The following is a 15,389-nucleotide window of genomic DNA, read 5'->3' as shown; positions in this document are numbered from 1 at the left end:
CTAAGACTTTCGGCGGAATACGCCGCAGCCGCGCCCCCGCCGACCGACGCGGCATTCAAACGTCATCGGCACTATGCGAAAAGTCGAATCGTCGCTGATCCGTTTCCCCTACTCGGAGTCAGGTCGTTTATGATGCAGCCCAAACAATTCGCGGCCACTTACATCACTTCACGATGAACCACAACATGCGGATTCGCTACAAGATCACCCTTGCCGTCGGTATCGCCGTGACGATCGTGCTGGTGGCGATGGCGTTTTTCTACACCCACTATCAGGAAAAGTCGGTTCTCCGCCAGAACGAGCGGACGATGGAGAAGCTGACCGAGAGCGTCGCGCAGGGCCTGCAGGCGGTGATGCTGGCCGGTTCCGCCGACATCGCCGAATCCTATGCGGACCGCCTCAAGAAGGTCTCCGACGTCCTCGATTTCCGCATCCTGCGCACCAACGGCGACGAGGCCTTCCGCGACAACAAGACGATCCTCGCCGTGAACAAGCGCCGCGGCGAGGAAACCTTCGCGCCGCGCGAGACCGAGATGCGCATCCCGGTGCTGCCGGCCGACGACCCCAACCTGCTGCAGACCGTCGAAACCGCGAAGACCCTGCCGATCTACGAGCGCGGCGAGGATGGCCACCGCATCCTGACCTTCCTCGCGCCGATCCGCTTCATCGACTCGTGCAGCAAATGCCACGGCAAAGGCGAGAAGGTGCGCGGGGTCATCAAGCTCACGACCTCGCTGGCGTCCGTCGAACGCGACATCTATGAAGTCCGGCAATACGCCATCGGCGCGTTGGCGCTGGCACTGGCCGCGACGATGATGCTCACCGGCTACATGCTCGGACGCACGGTCGTCGAGCCGCTCGAAAAGGTCACGAACGCGATGGCACGGGTTTCCGGTGGCGACCTCGACCACCAGGTGCCGATCCAGACTCGCGACGAACTCGGCCGGATGGCCAGTAGCTTCAACCACATGACCTCGGAGCTGAAGACCACCTACGACGGTCTGCGGCGCGAACAGGACAAACTCACGACGATCATCCATGGCGCCGGTGAAGGGATCGTCGTCACCGACAACCACGGCGACATCGTCCTCGTGAACCCCGCCGCCGAGCGCCTGCTCGAAAAGCCGGCGAGCCAGATCGTCGAGGAAGGTTTTATACACATTCTCGACAACCCCGACGAAATGCGCACCTGGCTCGGCGAAGACGCCACCCATGCCGCCGTGACGACCGAATACAAGGGACGCATCCTCCAGGTCTTCGCCTCGACGATCCTCGGCAGCGAAAACAACGTCGTCGGCTCGGCCGCACTGCTACGCGACATCACCGAGGAAAAGCGCCTCGAGGAAGAACTGCGGCGGCTTTCGACGACCGACGGCCTCACCGGCCTCTACAACCGCCGCCATCTCGACGCGACACTCGCCACCGAATATGTCCGCTCGACGCGCACCGGCGCCTCGCTCGCAGTGGTCATGTTCGATATCGACCACTTCAAGAAATTCAACGACACCTACGGCCACGACCAGGGCGATCGCGTGCTGCAGGCGGTCGCACGCAATTTCCGCGACGCGCTGCGCAAGTACGACCTCGCGTGCCGCTACGGCGGCGAGGAATTCGTCGGCATCCTGCCCAACACCACGCTCGACGGCGCATTCAGCGTCGCCGAGCGGCTGCGCTGCGATATCGAGGCCGCGGAAGTCGACGGGCTCAAGGTCACGATCAGCCTCGGCGTTGCGGCCTTCCCCGAGATTTCCGTCGCCGGGCCGGAAGGGCTCATCGAAGCCGCGGACGCCGCCCTCTATGGCTCGAAGGAAGCCGGCCGCAATCGCACGACCCGCGCAGAACCGCTCGCCGGCTCGGCCGCCGCCGAACCGGCCGCCGACGCTGCGGCACTTCCGCCACAGAGCACGTGACGCATTCGGCAAGGGGCACGCTTTCGCGTGTTCCCCTGACGCCGCATGGGGTAAAATGCGCGACTTTCCCCGCCTTTCCTCCCCGCCCATGCAGTACGCCGGCTTCACCCTGCGCAACAATCTCGTCGTCGCTCCGATGGCGGGTGTCACCGATCGTCCGTTCCGCCAGCTCTGCAAGAAGCTCGGCGCCGGCCTCGCGGTGAGCGAGATGGTCACGTCCAACTCGCTGCTCTACGGCAGCGCGAAGACGCTCCGGCGTGCCAACCACCAAGGCGAAGTCGAGCCGATCTCGGTGCAGATCGCCGGCGCCGATCCGCAGATGATGGCCGACGCGGCCCGTCACAACGTCGATAACGGCGCCCAGATCATCGACATCAACATGGGCTGCCCGGCCAAGAAGGTCTGCAACGTGATGGCCGGCTCCGCACTGATGCAGGACGAACCCCTCGTCGCCCGCATCCTCGAAGCGGTCGTCGGCGCCGTGCCCGGCACCCCGGTCACGCTCAAGTTCCGTACCGGCTGGAACCGCCAGAACCGCAACGCCCCGACCATCGCCCGCATCGCCGAAGCCTCCGGCATCCGCGCGATCGCGATCCATGGCCGCACGCGTGCCGACCAGTACATGGGCGAAGCCGAATACGACACGATCGCCCACGTGAAGTCGCTCGTCGGCATTCCGGTGATCGCCAACGGCGACATCACCACGCCCCAGAAAGCCAAGCACGTGCTCGACTGCACCGGCGCCGACGGCGTCATGATCGGCCGCGCCGCCCAGGGCCGGCCGTGGATCTTCCGCGAGATCGAGCACTTCCTCGCGACCGGCGAGTTGCTGCCGCCGCCGCTGGTGACCGAAATCCTGCAGGTCTGCCGCGAACACCTGCACGACCTGTACGACTTCTACGGCGAGGACACCGGGGTCAAAGTCGCGCGGAAACACATCTCCTGGTACACGAAAGGCCTGGTCGGCTCCGCCGCCTTCCGCCGGACGATGAACCAGCTTCCCGACGTCGCTACGCAACTCGCGGCGGTTGACGAATTCTTCGGCACGCTTGCCGAACAGGACGCCCGCCTCAGTTACGAAGACGAAGCAGAACTCCCGCAGGAACTCGCAGCATGACCCGTCCCAACGAAATCGCCGACTCGGTGCAGCGCACCCTCGATCAGTACTTCCGCGATCTCGACGGCGAAAAACCGTCCGCGATCTACGAGATGGTGATCCGCAACGTCGAACGCCCGATGCTCGAATTCGTCCTCCGGCAGGCCAACGGCAACCAGACCGTGGCCGCGGAGATGCTAGGCATCAACCGCAACACGCTGCGCCGCAAGCTCACCGAATACGAATTGCTGTAATCGCCCTGCCGGCGCCGCGAATGAGCGATGCCGGCATCCAGTTTTCCGATTGTCCTTAGCGATCCCGATGATGAAAGTCTCCCAAGCCCTGATCAGCGTCTCCGACAAGCGCGGCGTCCTCGAATTTGCCCAGGCCCTGCACGCGCAAGGCATCAAGCTGCTGTCGACTGGCGGCACCGCCACCATGCTGCGCCAGGCCGGCCTGCCGGTCACCGACGTATCGGAACATACGGGCTTCCCCGAGATGCTTGACGGACGCGTCAAGACGCTGCACCCCAAGGTCCACGGCGGCATCCTCGCCCGCCGCGACCTGCCCGAGCACATGGAGACGATCGCCGCGCATGACATCTCGCGCATCGACCTCGTCGTCGTGAACCTCTACCCCTTCGCGCAGACCGTCGCCAAGCCCGACTGCACGCTCGAAGATGCGATCGAGAACATCGACATCGGCGGCCCGACCATGGTCCGCGCGGCGGCCAAGAACCACGGCACCGAAGCCGGCGGCGTCGGCATCGTCACCGATCCGGAAGACTACGATTCCATCGTCGCCGAACTGAAGTCCAACGACGGCGCGCTGAGCTACAAGACCCGCTTCGCCCTCGCGGTGAAGGCCTTCACGCACACCGCCCGCTACGACAGCGCGATCTCCAACCACCTGACCGCGCTGACCTTCGGCGACAAGGGCGAAGTCGCGAAGCAGGCCTATCCGGAACGCTTCCAGATCGCCTTCGACAAGGTGCAGGACCTGCGCTACGGCGAAAACCCGCACCAGTCGGCGGCCTTCTACCGCGAGCCGAACGCCCCCGAAGGCGCGATCGCGTCCTACAAGCAATTGCAGGGCAAGGAACTGTCGTACAACAACATCGCCGACGCGGATGCCGCGTGGGAGTGCGTCAAGGCCTTCGACGACGGCATCGCCGCCTGCGTCATCGTCAAGCACGCCAACCCCTGCGGCGTCGCGATCGCCGAGTCGCCGCTCGCCGCCTACCGCAAGGCCTTCTCGACCGACCCGACCTCGGCCTTCGGCGGCATCATCGCCTTCAACTGCGAAGTCGACCGCGCCGCGGCCGAAGCCGTCTCGGCCCAGTTCCTCGAAGTGCTGATCGCCCCGGCCTACACGGCCGACGCGCTGGCGCTGCTGGCCGCGAAACAGAACGTCCGCGTACTGACGTGCCCGCTCGGCAAGCCCGCGGGCGCGCTCGACTATAAGCGCGTCGGCGGCGGCCTGCTGGTGCAAAGCGCTGACGAAGCCCGCATTCAGGTTGCCGACCTGAAGGTCGTCACCAAGCGCGCGCCGACCGAACAGGAACTCGGCGACCTCCTCTTCGCGTGGCGCGTCGCGAAGTACGTCAAGTCGAACGCCATCGTCTTCTGCCGCGATGGCATGACCGTCGGCGTCGGCGCCGGCCAGATGAGCCGTGTCGACTCCGCCCGCATCGCCGCGATCAAGGCCGAGAACGCCGGCCTCACGGTCAAGGGTTCGGTCGTCGCGTCCGACGCCTTCTTCCCGTTCCGCGACGGCCTTGACGTACTGGCACAGGCCGGCGCGACCGCAGTCATCCAGCCGGGCGGCTCGATGCGCGACGCCGAGGTGATCGCGGCCGCCGACGAACAGGGCGTTGCGATGGTCTTCACCGGCTTCCGCCACTTCCGCCACTGATTGCAGCACGGAGAAGCACATGAAAGTTCTCGTCATCGGCTCGGGCGGTCGCGAACACGCACTCGCCTGGAAGCTCGCCCAATCGCCGAAGGTGACGCGGGTCCTCGTGGCCCCGGGCAACGCGGGCACCGCACGTGAGCCGCTGCTCGAGAACGTCGCCGTCACCGCGATTCCGGACCTGATCGAGCTCGCTCGGCGCGAACAGGTCGAATTCACGGTCGTCGGGCCGGAAGCGCCGCTCGCAGCCGGCGTCGTCGACGCGTTCCGTGAAGCCGGCCTGCGCATCTTCGGGCCGACCAAGGCCGCCGCGCAGCTCGAAAGCTCCAAGGACTTCGCCAAGCGCTTCCTGATCCGTCACAACATCCCGACCGCCAAGTATCAGACCTTCGCGGATGCCGCGCAGGCGCATGCTTACGTGAATGCCGAGGGCGCACCGATCGTCATCAAGGCCGACGGCCTCGCCGCCGGCAAGGGTGTCGTCGTCGCGATGACCGCCGACGAAGCGCATGCCGCAATCGACATGATGCTGACCGACAACCGCATGGGCGATGCGGGCGCCCGCGTCGTGATCGAGGAGTTCATGAGCGGCGAGGAAGCGAGCTTCATCGTCATGGCCGACAGCAAGCACGCGCTCGCCCTCGCAACGAGCCAGGACCACAAGCGCCTCAAGGACAACGACCAGGGTCCCAACACCGGCGGCATGGGCGCGTATTCGCCCGCCCCGGTCGTCACGCCCGAAGTCCACGCCCGCGTGATGCGCGAGATCATCATGCCGACGCTCGCCGGCATGGCCGCCGACGGCATGCCCTACAGCGGCTTCCTCTACGCCGGCCTGATGATCGACGACGCCGGGCATCCTCGCGTCGTCGAGTTCAACTGCCGCATGGGCGACCCGGAAACCCAGCCGATCATGATGCGCCTGAAGAGCGACCTGTCCGACCTCGTCGAAGCCGCCATCGACGGCCGTCTCGATCAGGTCGAGGCCGAATGGGACCGCCGCGTCGCGCTCGGCGTCGTACTCGCCGCCGAAGGCTATCCCGAAGCGCCGCGCAAGGGCGACCGCATCGCCGGGCTGCCGACGCAGGAGCAGGAAGACGCCCACGTCTTCCACGCCGGCACGGCCGACAATGACGGTCACGTCGTCACGGCCGGCGGTCGCGTACTGTGCGTGACGGCCCTCGGCGACAACGTTCGCACCGCGCAGAAACGCGCCTACGAGGTCGCCGACGCGATCCTCTTCGACGGCCGCCAGTTCCGCCGCGACATCGGCCATCGCGCGGTCGCCCGCAAGAACTAACCGGGACCAGCACATGAGCGCCGTCGATTCCGCCACCGTCAAGGAATACCTCCTCGGGCTGCAGCAGCGCATCGTCGGCGCGCTGGAAGAGTTCGACGGCCAGCCCTTCCGCGTCGACACCTGGGACCGCCCGGGCGGCGGCGGCGGCATCACGCGGGTGATCGAGGAAGGCCGTTTCTTCGAGCGCGGCGGCGTCAACTTCTCGCACGTGATGGGCGCCGGGATGCCCGCGTCGGCGACGGCACACCGCCCCGAGCTCGCGGGCCGCTCCTTCGAGGCGATGGGGGTGTCGCTAGTCCTGCACCCGCGCAATCCCTATTGCCCGACCGTGCACATGAATGTGCGCTTCTTCATCGCACTGCCACCGGCCAATCAGCCGGACGCAGCGCCGATCTGGTGGTTCGGCGGCGGCATGGACCTCACGCCCTACTACCCCTTCGAAGAAGACGTTCGCCACTTCCACCGCAGCTGCCGCGACGCGGTGCTGCCCTTCGGCGGCGAGGCCGAGTACCGGCGGCTCAAGGAGTGGTGCGACAGCTACTTCTTCCTCAAGCACCGCAACGAAGCGCGCGGTGCCGGCGGCCTATTCTTCGACGACCTCGGTGCCGACGGCAAGAAGGACTTCGACGGCGCCTTCGGTCTGACGCGTAGTGTCGGCGACGCCTTCCTCGCGGCTTACCTGCCGATCATCCAGCGCCGGCGTGACAACTCCTGGAGCGAACACGAGCGCGACTTCCAGGCTTATCGACGCGGACGTTACGTCGAGTTCAACCTCGTGTTCGACCGCGGCACGCTGTTCGGCCTGCAATCGGGCGGACGCACGGAATCGATCCTGATGTCCCTGCCGCCGATCGTGAAATGGCGCTACGACTGGCATCCCGAACCGGGCAGCGCAGAAGCGGTGCTCTACGACGAATACCTGAAGCCGCGCGACTGGTGTTGAGCCAAGGCCGCGTCAGCCGGCACCAAGATTGAAGCAAAACGGCCGCTCCGAGGAGCGGCCGTTTTCGATTGGAGAAGCTTGGTAAATCAGCTCGCTGCGACGCGCTGCGCGGCGGCGCGATAATGGACCTGGGCGTCCTCCGCGCGATCCAGACGCTCCAGCAGCCCGGCGAGCGCGAGATGCGTCTCGATCGTCGGCGCGAGGTTCAGCGAGACCTCCAGATAGCTCTGCGCCTTACCCCAGAGCTGCGCCTCGCTGCACAGGCGACCGAGCGCGAACAGCAAGCCCGCGTCCTGCGGATGCTGAAGCAGCCACTTCTCGGCACGCGCCAGACACTCGACCGCCTGGGCGCCGCCGCAGTGAGCATAGAGCCGTGCGAGCCCGCTATCCCAGTCCGTTTCCAGAAGCCGCTCGAGCGTCCTGCGCACGAGCGCGCCCTGCCCCGCCGCAGCCATCAGGGGAACGGCGCGCTCAACCAGTCGGCGGTCGTTCAACTCATCGGCCGGAATCGCGCGCCAATAAGCCGCCAGCCCGTCGCCATCGCCGGCGAGTTCGCGGAAGCGTTCGAGATGCGCTCGGCGCAGCACGAGTTGCGCCTGCTCGCCGGAGAGCGCCCGATGCTTGCGCAGCTGGCGCGCGAGCCGAATCACCTCTTCCCATTGCGCGAGGGCTGACGCGACACGCAGCGACAGGCGCAGCGCGGCGATGTGACGCTGGCCGGCGAGACGCAGGCTCTCGAGCCGTTCGGCCGCTTCGTCGAAACGCCGCCCTTCGACCGCGAGCTCCGCCTCCGTCATCAGCCGCGCGACCCGCGACTCGCCCTCGGTGTCGGTCGCCCGGCCGATCCAGATGCGATAGCGCGTGTCGTCACGCATCGCATGTGCCGCCCGCGCCGCCACGAGGGCCGACACGGTCGGCGCTTCGCCACCGTTGAACGCAGACTCGGCGAGCTTCACGGACTGCGAATAACGGCCTTCGAACAGCGCACGCACCGCATCCCGCAAGGCGCGGCCAGCGACTTCCTTGCGGCGACGCTCGCGGAACACGCCGACCCGGCCCGGCAGCGCGAGCGTCTTACTCACAAGGCGCAGGACCCCGTAGGCCAGCACGAAACCGAGGACGAGAATCACGATCAGGAGATTCAGCGACAGCTGCATCCGCCACGGCGGCAACACCAGAAGCACGTAGCCAGTGTTGATGCTCGCCAGCATCGCTCCTCCGACGGCGAGCGCGAAGATACCGATCAGCCAGATCAAGGCACGCATGTCGGCTCCTCAGCGCGCGCCGCCGTTCGCGGCGGGCCGCGCCGGCTCGGCTCCCTTGCCCGCAGGGGCAGGACGTGCCGGCGAAGACGCGTCGGGCGTCGGCTTGCCGCCGGACTCCGCTCCGCGCGCCTGCAGCATGCGCAGCGCCGCGATGCTTTCCGTGGGGCTCGGCTGCTCCACGCGAACCTGCGTCGTCTGCAGCTCGGTCAGCGCCGCCAGGGCCTTCTGCACCTTTTCGTCACGCTGGTCGAAGAAGCGCGAAATCCATCCGTGGGCCTGCGCCAGATCGGCCGCGAAGGTGCGACCGTCCCGGGCGAGCAGCGCGAGTCGCGCCGTCAGCAGCCGGATCTTCAGGTTTTCGCGCAGGAAGGTGCTCTGCGCCGGCGAGAGCAGCACCGGCTCGGACTGGTCGAGGCGCTCGACGCGGACCAGCGCGACGAGTTCGTGCCAGATGTCGCGCGCGAGCGCCTTGACGAATTCGAGCGCGGGCACATCACCCGCGGCGGCAGCGGACCCCGCGGCCGGCGCGTTCGGCGCCAATTCGCCGGCGAACGCCAGCGGCAGGCTGTCGACCGCTTCGAGCAGGCCCTCGAGGCGCAGCGCGATGCCCTGCACGTCGACCTGGGGCGTCGCCTTCAGGCGATCGATGTCGTGCACGAGCGCACGGCGCAGCGGCAACAACTGGCCGCGATCCTGGGCGGCCAGACGCGATTCGGCGCCCTGCAGCGCGATCAACGCCGCATCCGCATTGCCCGCCAATTGCAGCTGCTGCGCGGCGACGCTCACCGCCTGCTCGGCTTCTGCAATCGCGCGATCCTCGCGGTTGCGGGAAAACTCCTGGTACAGCGACTGCAGCGCCGCAGCCTGCCCTTCGGTCGCGGCGACCTGGGCTTCGAGCGCGCCGATTTTGCCCTGCAAGGAGGCGAGCGAGTCCTGCTGCTGCCGCAAGAGCGTACGAGCCTCGCCGGCCGCAGCCTCGCTGCTCGTGATGCGCTGGGCGACCTCGGTGCGCACCTGGGCGACACCGGTCCGCAACTCATACACCTGCCACCCGAGGGCACCCACCGCGATGAAAGCGACGCCCGCGAGCAGTCCCGGCCAGCTGGAGCCGCCTGCCGCGGCCGGCGGGCGATTACCGGAAGTCGCCGCGCCTGGGGTTTCGCGGCTGGACGCGGCCGAAGCGTCGACCGCGGAAGGCTGTGTCAGGGCAGATTGTTCTTCGTTCATAGCCAGAGTGTAACCGAGGCGCATTAAAAATGAGATTCGAGGGCGGCGATCAGGCCCTCGTCGCCGGCCGGCGTTTCGATGACGCGCTGGAAGCCCGCCGCGGCGGCGTGTGCGACGATCCGTGGATGCGGCGCGAACACCGGGACGGTCGCCAACACGACGGACGCGCCCTCGCCGAGCATCGCAACGAGGTTGCCGACGCCTTCGCTGCTCGTCAGCGTAATCGCATCGAGCTGCCCCGCTGCCGCCAGCCGCAGCAGCGGCGACGGATCGAACTCCGGACAGTAGCGCCGGTAGCAGGTCACATATTCGACCTCGGCACCGCGTGCGCGCAAGGTCTCGCCGAGGAGGTCCCGCCCGCCATCACCGCGGAAGATCACGACCTTGCGGCCGGATACCGCGGCCGTCTGGAATGCATCGAGCGCGAGCACCGCTTCGCTGTCGAAGCCTTCCTGCGGCGCGATGACGTCGCGGAAGCCGAAGCCGGCCAGCGCCCGCTCGCTGCCCTTGCCGACGGTCGCGACCTTCACGCTCGCCGGCCAGGGCCGGCGCGAGAGCACGGCGTCCAGCGCGTGGCTTACGGCATTCGGACTGACGAAGAAGGCGAGGTCGAATTCATCGAGACGCCCCGTGACCTCGTCGAGCGGCGCCCTGTCCTCGACCGCGCCGATCGCCAACACCGGAAAACGGATCGCGATCCCGCCGCGCCCCTCGATGGCTTCGCACAGGCTGTCCGCCTGCCCGGCCGGCCGGGTCACCACGATATGGCGGCCGGCCAGCGTAGCTGCTGTCAATTCGGACACCTCGACGGCAATCAGCCGAGCTGCGCCAGGATCTCTTCCGCCCCCTGGGAACGCAGGTCCTCGGCCAGCGCCAAGCCCAGCGCCTCGGCGTCTTCGGGCCGACCTTCGTGCTCGGCACGCACGATGCGGCTGCCGTCGGGCATCGCGACGAAGCCACGCAGCCAGACCTTGCCGGCGCGGATTTCGGCGTAGGCGCCGAGCGGCACCTCGCAGCTGCCGGCAAGCGCGCGCGCCACGGCACGTTCGGCGCGCACGCAGGCGGAGGTGTCTGCGTCGTTCAGCGGCGCGAGCCAGGCAGCGACTTCCGGCCGGTTCGCAAGGCATTCGATGCCGAGTGCGCCCTGGCCCGCGGCCGGCAGCGACACTTCAGACGGCAGCTCCGAGCGGATGCGGTCGGCGAGACCGAGGCGCTTCAGGCCGGCGGCCGCGAGGATGATCGCGTCGTACTGGCCTTCGTCGAGCTTGCGCAGACGCGTGTCGAGGTTGCCGCGCAGGCTGGTGACGCTAAGCATCGGATACATCGCGTGCAACTGCGACTCGCGGCGCAGCGACGACGTCCCGACGACAGCGCCCGGAGGCATGTCGGCGAGGCTTGCGTAGCGGCTGGAGACGAAGGCGTCAAGCGGCACTTCGCGCGCCGAGATGCAGGGCAGCGCGAAGGGCTCGGGGAGCTGCATCGGCACGTCCTTCATCGAATGCACGGCAATGTCGGCCTGCCCGTCGAGCAGCGCCGTTTCAAGCTCCTTGACGAAGAGCCCCTTGCCGCCGACCTTCGCGAGCGGGCGATCGAGGATCTGGTCACCGCGGGTCGTCATGCCCAGCAGCTCGACACGGCAGCCGGGATACAGCGACTCCAGGCGGGCTTTGACATGCTCGGCCTGCCACAGCGCGAGACGGCTCTCGCGGGTGGCGATGACGATACGTTCGGGCGGAGGAAAGACGGCGGAAGTAGCGCTCACGGTGGGCAGACTCGTCACGGAAGGAAGGGATTAGGATAAGGTCGAAATCGTAGATCGGAATCGCCGGAATTGCCGCCGATTTTCCGCATTGCAACATCAGGGTTCGCGCCAATGGCGGGACCCTAAATAATCATTTTAGCATGGTTGCCTGATGCACCCTTTTCGGCACTCTTTTCGCGCGCCGTACCGCACCAACCCCAAGGAACGCTGACTCATGACTCAAGACAAGGACGCGCCGCTGCGCGAAGACATCCGACTCCTCGGCCGCGTGCTCGGCGACACCGTGCGCGACCAGCAAGGCGAAGCGATGTTCGGCCTGATCGAACGCATCCGCCAGACCTCGGTCCGCTTCCGCCGCGACGACGACCGCGCCGCACGTCTCGAACTCGAAGGCATCCTCGACGCCCTGTCGCGCGAGCAGACGATCCAGGTCGTGCGTGCCTTCAGCTATTTCTCCCACCTCGCGAACATCGCCGAGGACCAGCACCACATTCGCCGCACGCGCGCTCACCTCCTCGCCGGCTCGGCGCCGCGCGAAGGCAGCCTCGCCCACGCCCTCGCCCGGGCGCTCGACGGACGCCACACGCCGGGCGAACTCGCCGCCTTCTTCGACACCGCCGAGGTCACCCCCGTCCTGACGGCGCACCCGACCGAAGTGCAGAGGAAGAGCATCCTCAACTGCCAGACCGACATCGCGCGCCTCCTCGACCAGCGCGACCGCATGGCGCTGACGCCCGAAGAACGCGACGACAGCGACGAGACGCTGCGCAGCGCGGTGCTGACGCTGTGGCAGACGCGCATGCTGCGCCCCGCGAAGCTGTCGGTGCTCGACGAAGTGGCGAACGGCCTGTCGTACTTCGACAGCACCTTCCTGCGCGAACTGCCGCGCCTCTACGCCCACCTCGAAGACCAGCTCGCCGAACGCGACGGGGCCTTGGGCGCACTGGAATTGCCTGCCTTCCTGAAAGTCGGCAGCTGGATCGGCGGCGACCGCGACGGCAATCCCTTCGTCACCGCCGAAGTCCTCGAACGCGCGCTCGCGCTGCAGGCCGGCCTCGCGCTCGGCTTCTATCTCGACGAATTGCACGCACTGGGCGCCCGCCTGTCGCTCGCACTGGGCCTCGTCAGCGCCTCCGACGCACTGCTCGCGCTCGCCGAGCACTCGCCCGACCACTCCCCGCATCGGAACGACGAACCCTATCGGCGCGCGATCACCGGCATCTACGCGCGCCTTGCGGCAACCCATCGGGCACTCCTCGGCATCGAACCGCCGCGCCACCCGGTCGCCGCAGCCGAACCCTACGCGAGCGCTGCCGAACTCGCTGACGACCTTGACACGATCCATCGCTCGCTCGTCGCGAACGGCTCGGCCGCGCTCGCCCGCGGCCGCCTGCGCCTCCTGCGCCGCGCGGTGCGCGTCTTCGGCTTCCACCTCGCGCCGATCGACCTGCGTCAGAACTCCGACGTGCACGAGCGCGTCGTCGCCGAGCTCCTGTCGACGGCACGCCCCGAGGTCGACTACCGCGCCCTCGGCGAAGAGGCCCGCTGCGCGCTGCTGCTCGAAGAGCTCGCGACGCCGCGCCCCCTCGCTTCGCCGCACGTGCATTACTCGGAAGAGACCGAAGGCGAACTCGCGATCTTCCGCGCCGCGCGCACCGCGCACCTGCGCTTCGGCAAGGCCGCGATCACGAACTGCATCATCTCCAAGACCGACGACGTCTCGGACATGCTGGAGCTCGCGCTGCTGCTGAAGGAAGCGGGCCTCTTGCGACCGCATGAGCAAGCGCTCGACGTGAACATCATCCCCCTCTTCGAGACCATCGATGACCTCGCCAACGCCCCGTCGGTGATGGACCGGCTGTTCTCGCTTCCCGGCTACATGAGCCTCCTCGGCTCGCGCGGCCAGCTGCAGGAGGTGATGCTCGGCTACTCCGACAGCAACAAGGACGGCGGCTTCCTGACCTCGGGCTGGTCGCTGTACAAGGCCGAAATCGGCCTCGTCGAAGTCTTCGCGCGCCACAACGTGCGCCTGCGGCTCTTCCACGGCCGCGGCGGCTCGGTCGGCCGCGGCGGCGGGCCGAGCTACCAGGCGATCCTCGCCCAGCCGGGCGGCGCCGTGCAGGGGCAGATCCGGCTCACCGAACAGGGCGAAGTCATCGCGGCAAAATATGGCAACCCGGAAGTCGGCCGCCGCAACCTCGAAGTCCTGGTCGCCGCGACCCTCGAAGCGAGCCTGCTGACCGACCGCTCACCGGCCCCGCGCGCCGACTTCCTCGACACGATGCAGGCACTCTCGGACGCGGCGTTCTCCGCCTACCGCGGCCTCGTCTACGAGACCGAAGGCTTCGAGCGCTACTTCTGGGAATCGACCGTGATCTCCGAGATCGCCGAACTCAACATCGGCTCGCGCCCCGCCTCGCGCAAGAAGGGCACGCGCATCGAGGACCTGCGCGCGATTCCCTGGGTATTCAGCTGGGCGCAATGCCGACTGATGCTGCCCGGCTGGTTCGGCTTCGGCTCGGCGGTCAAGGCCTGGCGCGCAGCAAACCCGGACGACGGCCTCGCGCGGCTGCAGGCGATGTACAAGGAATGGTCCTTCTTCGCGACGCTGCTGTCGAACATGGACATGGTGCTCGCGAAGTCCGACCTCGCGATCGCGTCGCGCTACGCAGGCTTGGTAAAAGACGCGAAGCTGCGCGAGGAGATCTTCAACCGCATCCGCACGGAATGGCAGGACACGGTCGACGCCCTGCTCGCGATCACCGGCCAGACCGAACTCCTCGACGACAACCCCCTACTGAAGCGCTCCATCCGCAACCGCTTCCCCTACCTCGACCCGCTCAACCACGTGCAGGTCGAACTGCTGCGCCGTCACCGCGAAAGCCACGAAGACGCGCGCATCCGGCTAGGGATCCACCTCTCGATCAACGGGATCGCGGCGGGCCTGCGCAACAGCGGCTAAACTAAGGGCGCGCGGCGAACGCCGAGCCCTGAGCGCCAGCTTCGGACCCGGCGCTCAGGGCTTATGCAGCCGCAGCCATTTGGAGGCGATCCAGGCATGGCTGGCCAGCGAACGGTGCAGGAACAACACGCCGACGTATCCGACGAAGAGCAGCCACTCCGGCGCGCCGGCGTGCCACCCGAGCACACCAATCGCGCCTAGGCCCACCTGCGCGGTCACTAGGATCGCCGTCGTCTGACCGATGGAGAAGCCCGCGTGAGTCCAGATGTGGTGCATGTGATCGCGCCCCGCCGAGAAGGGGCTTCGCCCCTGCCGCATGCGCCGGCACATCAGCACCACCGTGTCGAACACCGGCAAGCCCAGCACCCACAGCACGACGATAGGCGGCGGCGGCAAGCCCTTGTAAATCGGCGACTGCGTGATGTGCACCGCGAACCACGCCAGGCACGCGCCGAGCATCATGCTGCCCGCGTCACCCATGAAAACGGCCGCCTTCTTGCGCAGTGGCGTCCGCAGGTTGAACAGCAGGAACCCGCAGGTCACCCCGGACAGCATGACGAGCTCAAGCGCCAGCAGCTGGCGTCCCGCGAGCGACGCCAGCACCGACAGCCATAGCGCCGAGGTCGCCACCAGTCCGCCCGCCGAGCCGTCGATGCCGTCGGACATATTGACCGCGTTGATCAGCCCGACGAACGCAACGACAGTGAAGGGCAGCGCAAGCACACCCAACGTCACGTGCCCGACACCAAACAAATCGCCGAGGTCCTGCAAATAGTTCCCCGTCGGCACAACCATCACGAGCGCCGCAATGGCCTGCCACAGCAGCTTCTTTTTTGCCGCCACATCCTTCAGGTCGTCGATCACCCCGAGTGCGACCAGCATCAGCCCACCGACGAGCAGGTAAGCCTGCCCGTACTTCATTGGCGACCCCCACAACATGGCGATCAGATATGCCAAAGCCATAGCAACGCCACCCACTACCGGAACCTCTCCCGCATGCTGCTTGCGGCCGC

The 15,389-nt window shown here is 67.4% G+C and carries 12 protein-coding genes; 7 read left to right on the top strand and 5 right to left on the bottom strand.

What is annotated here, in order from left to right; all coding sequences use genetic code 11:
- Positions 1-185 precede the first annotated feature (185 nt).
- From AZKH_RS26160 to hemF, 6 genes are all read left to right on the top strand, one after another.
- Complete coding sequence (locus tag AZKH_RS26160) at positions 186-1,910, top strand: GGDEF domain-containing protein (RefSeq protein WP_231874468.1); 1,725 nt, start codon at positions 186-188, stop codon at positions 1,908-1,910.
- An 88-nt stretch (positions 1,911-1,998) separates the two neighbouring features.
- The gene (gene dusB, locus AZKH_RS04545) at positions 1,999-3,027 is read left to right on the top strand and encodes a tRNA dihydrouridine synthase DusB (protein WP_015434565.1); all 1,029 of its coding nucleotides are present in this window, start codon (positions 1,999-2,001) and stop codon (positions 3,025-3,027) included.
- Positions 3,024-3,260, top strand: a complete 237-nt coding sequence (locus AZKH_RS04540) for a helix-turn-helix domain-containing protein (RefSeq protein ID WP_015434564.1) — start codon at positions 3,024-3,026, stop codon at positions 3,258-3,260. Before dusB ends, AZKH_RS04540 begins: the two co-directional genes overlap by 4 nt.
- A 70-nt stretch (positions 3,261-3,330) precedes the next feature.
- Positions 3,331-4,920, top strand: coding sequence for a bifunctional phosphoribosylaminoimidazolecarboxamide formyltransferase/IMP cyclohydrolase (gene purH, locus AZKH_RS04535; RefSeq protein ID WP_041656852.1), 1,590 nt, complete (start codon positions 3,331-3,333; stop codon positions 4,918-4,920).
- Between the two features lie 19 nt (positions 4,921-4,939).
- Positions 4,940-6,217, top strand: a complete 1,278-nt coding sequence (purD, locus tag AZKH_RS04530) for a phosphoribosylamine--glycine ligase (protein ID WP_015434562.1) — start codon at positions 4,940-4,942, stop codon at positions 6,215-6,217.
- Between the two features lie 13 nt (positions 6,218-6,230).
- Positions 6,231-7,160, top strand: coding sequence for an oxygen-dependent coproporphyrinogen oxidase (gene hemF / locus AZKH_RS04525; protein ID WP_015434561.1), 930 nt, complete (start codon positions 6,231-6,233; stop codon positions 7,158-7,160).
- Between the two features lie 86 nt (positions 7,161-7,246).
- Here the strand turns inward: hemF and AZKH_RS04520 are convergent, their stop codons facing one another.
- From AZKH_RS04520 to hemC, 4 genes are read right to left on the bottom strand one after another with little or no spacing between them, the layout of a single operon-like run.
- Positions 7,247-8,425 carry a heme biosynthesis HemY N-terminal domain-containing protein gene (locus AZKH_RS04520; RefSeq protein WP_015434560.1) on the bottom strand — a complete coding sequence of 393 codons (1,179 nt, stop codon included), beginning with the start codon at positions 8,423-8,425 and terminating at the stop codon, positions 7,247-7,249.
- 9 nt (positions 8,426-8,434) lie between these two features.
- Entirely contained in the window at positions 8,435-9,652 is a 1,218-nt protein-coding gene (locus AZKH_RS04515; RefSeq protein ID WP_041656850.1) for a uroporphyrinogen-III C-methyltransferase, read from the bottom strand.
- 23 nt (positions 9,653-9,675) lie between these two features.
- Positions 9,676-10,455 carry a uroporphyrinogen-III synthase gene (locus AZKH_RS04510; RefSeq protein ID WP_015434558.1) on the bottom strand — a complete coding sequence of 260 codons (780 nt, stop codon included), beginning with the start codon at positions 10,453-10,455 and terminating at the stop codon, positions 9,676-9,678.
- An 11-nt stretch (positions 10,456-10,466) separates the two neighbouring features.
- Positions 10,467-11,414 (bottom strand): hydroxymethylbilane synthase, encoded by a 948-nt coding sequence (hemC, locus tag AZKH_RS04505; protein WP_041655911.1) that lies wholly within the window; start codon positions 11,412-11,414, stop codon positions 10,467-10,469.
- A gap of 214 nt (positions 11,415-11,628) precedes the next feature.
- Here hemC and ppc point away from each other — a divergent pair, with 214 nt between their 5' ends.
- Positions 11,629-14,376: a phosphoenolpyruvate carboxylase gene (gene ppc / locus AZKH_RS04500; protein ID WP_015434556.1), complete on the top strand. Its 2,748-nt coding sequence runs from the start codon at positions 11,629-11,631 to the stop codon at positions 14,374-14,376.
- A gap of 54 nt (positions 14,377-14,430) precedes the next feature.
- On the opposite strand, the gene AZKH_RS04495 is transcribed toward ppc, so the two are convergent.
- Positions 14,431-15,297, bottom strand: a complete 867-nt coding sequence (locus tag AZKH_RS04495) for an MraY family glycosyltransferase (protein WP_015434555.1) — start codon at positions 15,295-15,297, stop codon at positions 14,431-14,433.
- Between the last annotated feature and the right edge of the window lie 92 nt (positions 15,298-15,389).

Source organism: Azoarcus sp. KH32C, assembly GCF_000349945.1.
In the GTDB taxonomy this organism is placed as follows: domain Bacteria; phylum Pseudomonadota; class Gammaproteobacteria; order Burkholderiales; family Rhodocyclaceae; genus Aromatoleum.
The sequence above is the reverse complement of the archived record's forward strand: the minus strand, read 5'-3'. Positions and strand labels throughout refer to the sequence as shown.

What these genes read in the sequence shown, in the direction of transcription:
- AZKH_RS26160 (WP_231874468.1), top strand. Translation starts at nt 186, where the DNA reads ATGCGGATTCGCTACAAGATCACCCTTGCCGTCGGTATCGCCGTGACG.
- dusB (WP_015434565.1), top strand. Translation starts at nt 1,999, where the DNA reads ATGCAGTACGCCGGCTTCACCCTGCGCAACAATCTCGTCGTCGCTCCG.
- AZKH_RS04540 (WP_015434564.1), top strand. Translation starts at nt 3,024, where the DNA reads ATGACCCGTCCCAACGAAATCGCCGACTCGGTGCAGCGCACCCTCGAT.
- purH (WP_041656852.1), top strand. Translation starts at nt 3,331, where the DNA reads ATGAAAGTCTCCCAAGCCCTGATCAGCGTCTCCGACAAGCGCGGCGTC.
- purD (WP_015434562.1), top strand. Translation starts at nt 4,940, where the DNA reads ATGAAAGTTCTCGTCATCGGCTCGGGCGGTCGCGAACACGCACTCGCC.
- hemF (WP_015434561.1), top strand. Translation starts at nt 6,231, where the DNA reads ATGAGCGCCGTCGATTCCGCCACCGTCAAGGAATACCTCCTCGGGCTG.
- AZKH_RS04520 (WP_015434560.1), bottom strand. Translation starts at nt 8,425, where the DNA reads ATGCGTGCCTTGATCTGGCTGATCGGTATCTTCGCGCTCGCCGTCGGA.
- AZKH_RS04515 (WP_041656850.1), bottom strand. Translation starts at nt 9,652, where the DNA reads ATGAACGAAGAACAATCTGCCCTGACACAGCCTTCCGCGGTCGACGCT.
- ppc (WP_015434556.1), top strand. Translation starts at nt 11,629, where the DNA reads ATGACTCAAGACAAGGACGCGCCGCTGCGCGAAGACATCCGACTCCTC.
- AZKH_RS04495 (WP_015434555.1), bottom strand. Translation starts at nt 15,297, where the DNA reads ATGAAGTACGGGCAGGCTTACCTGCTCGTCGGTGGGCTGATGCTGGTC.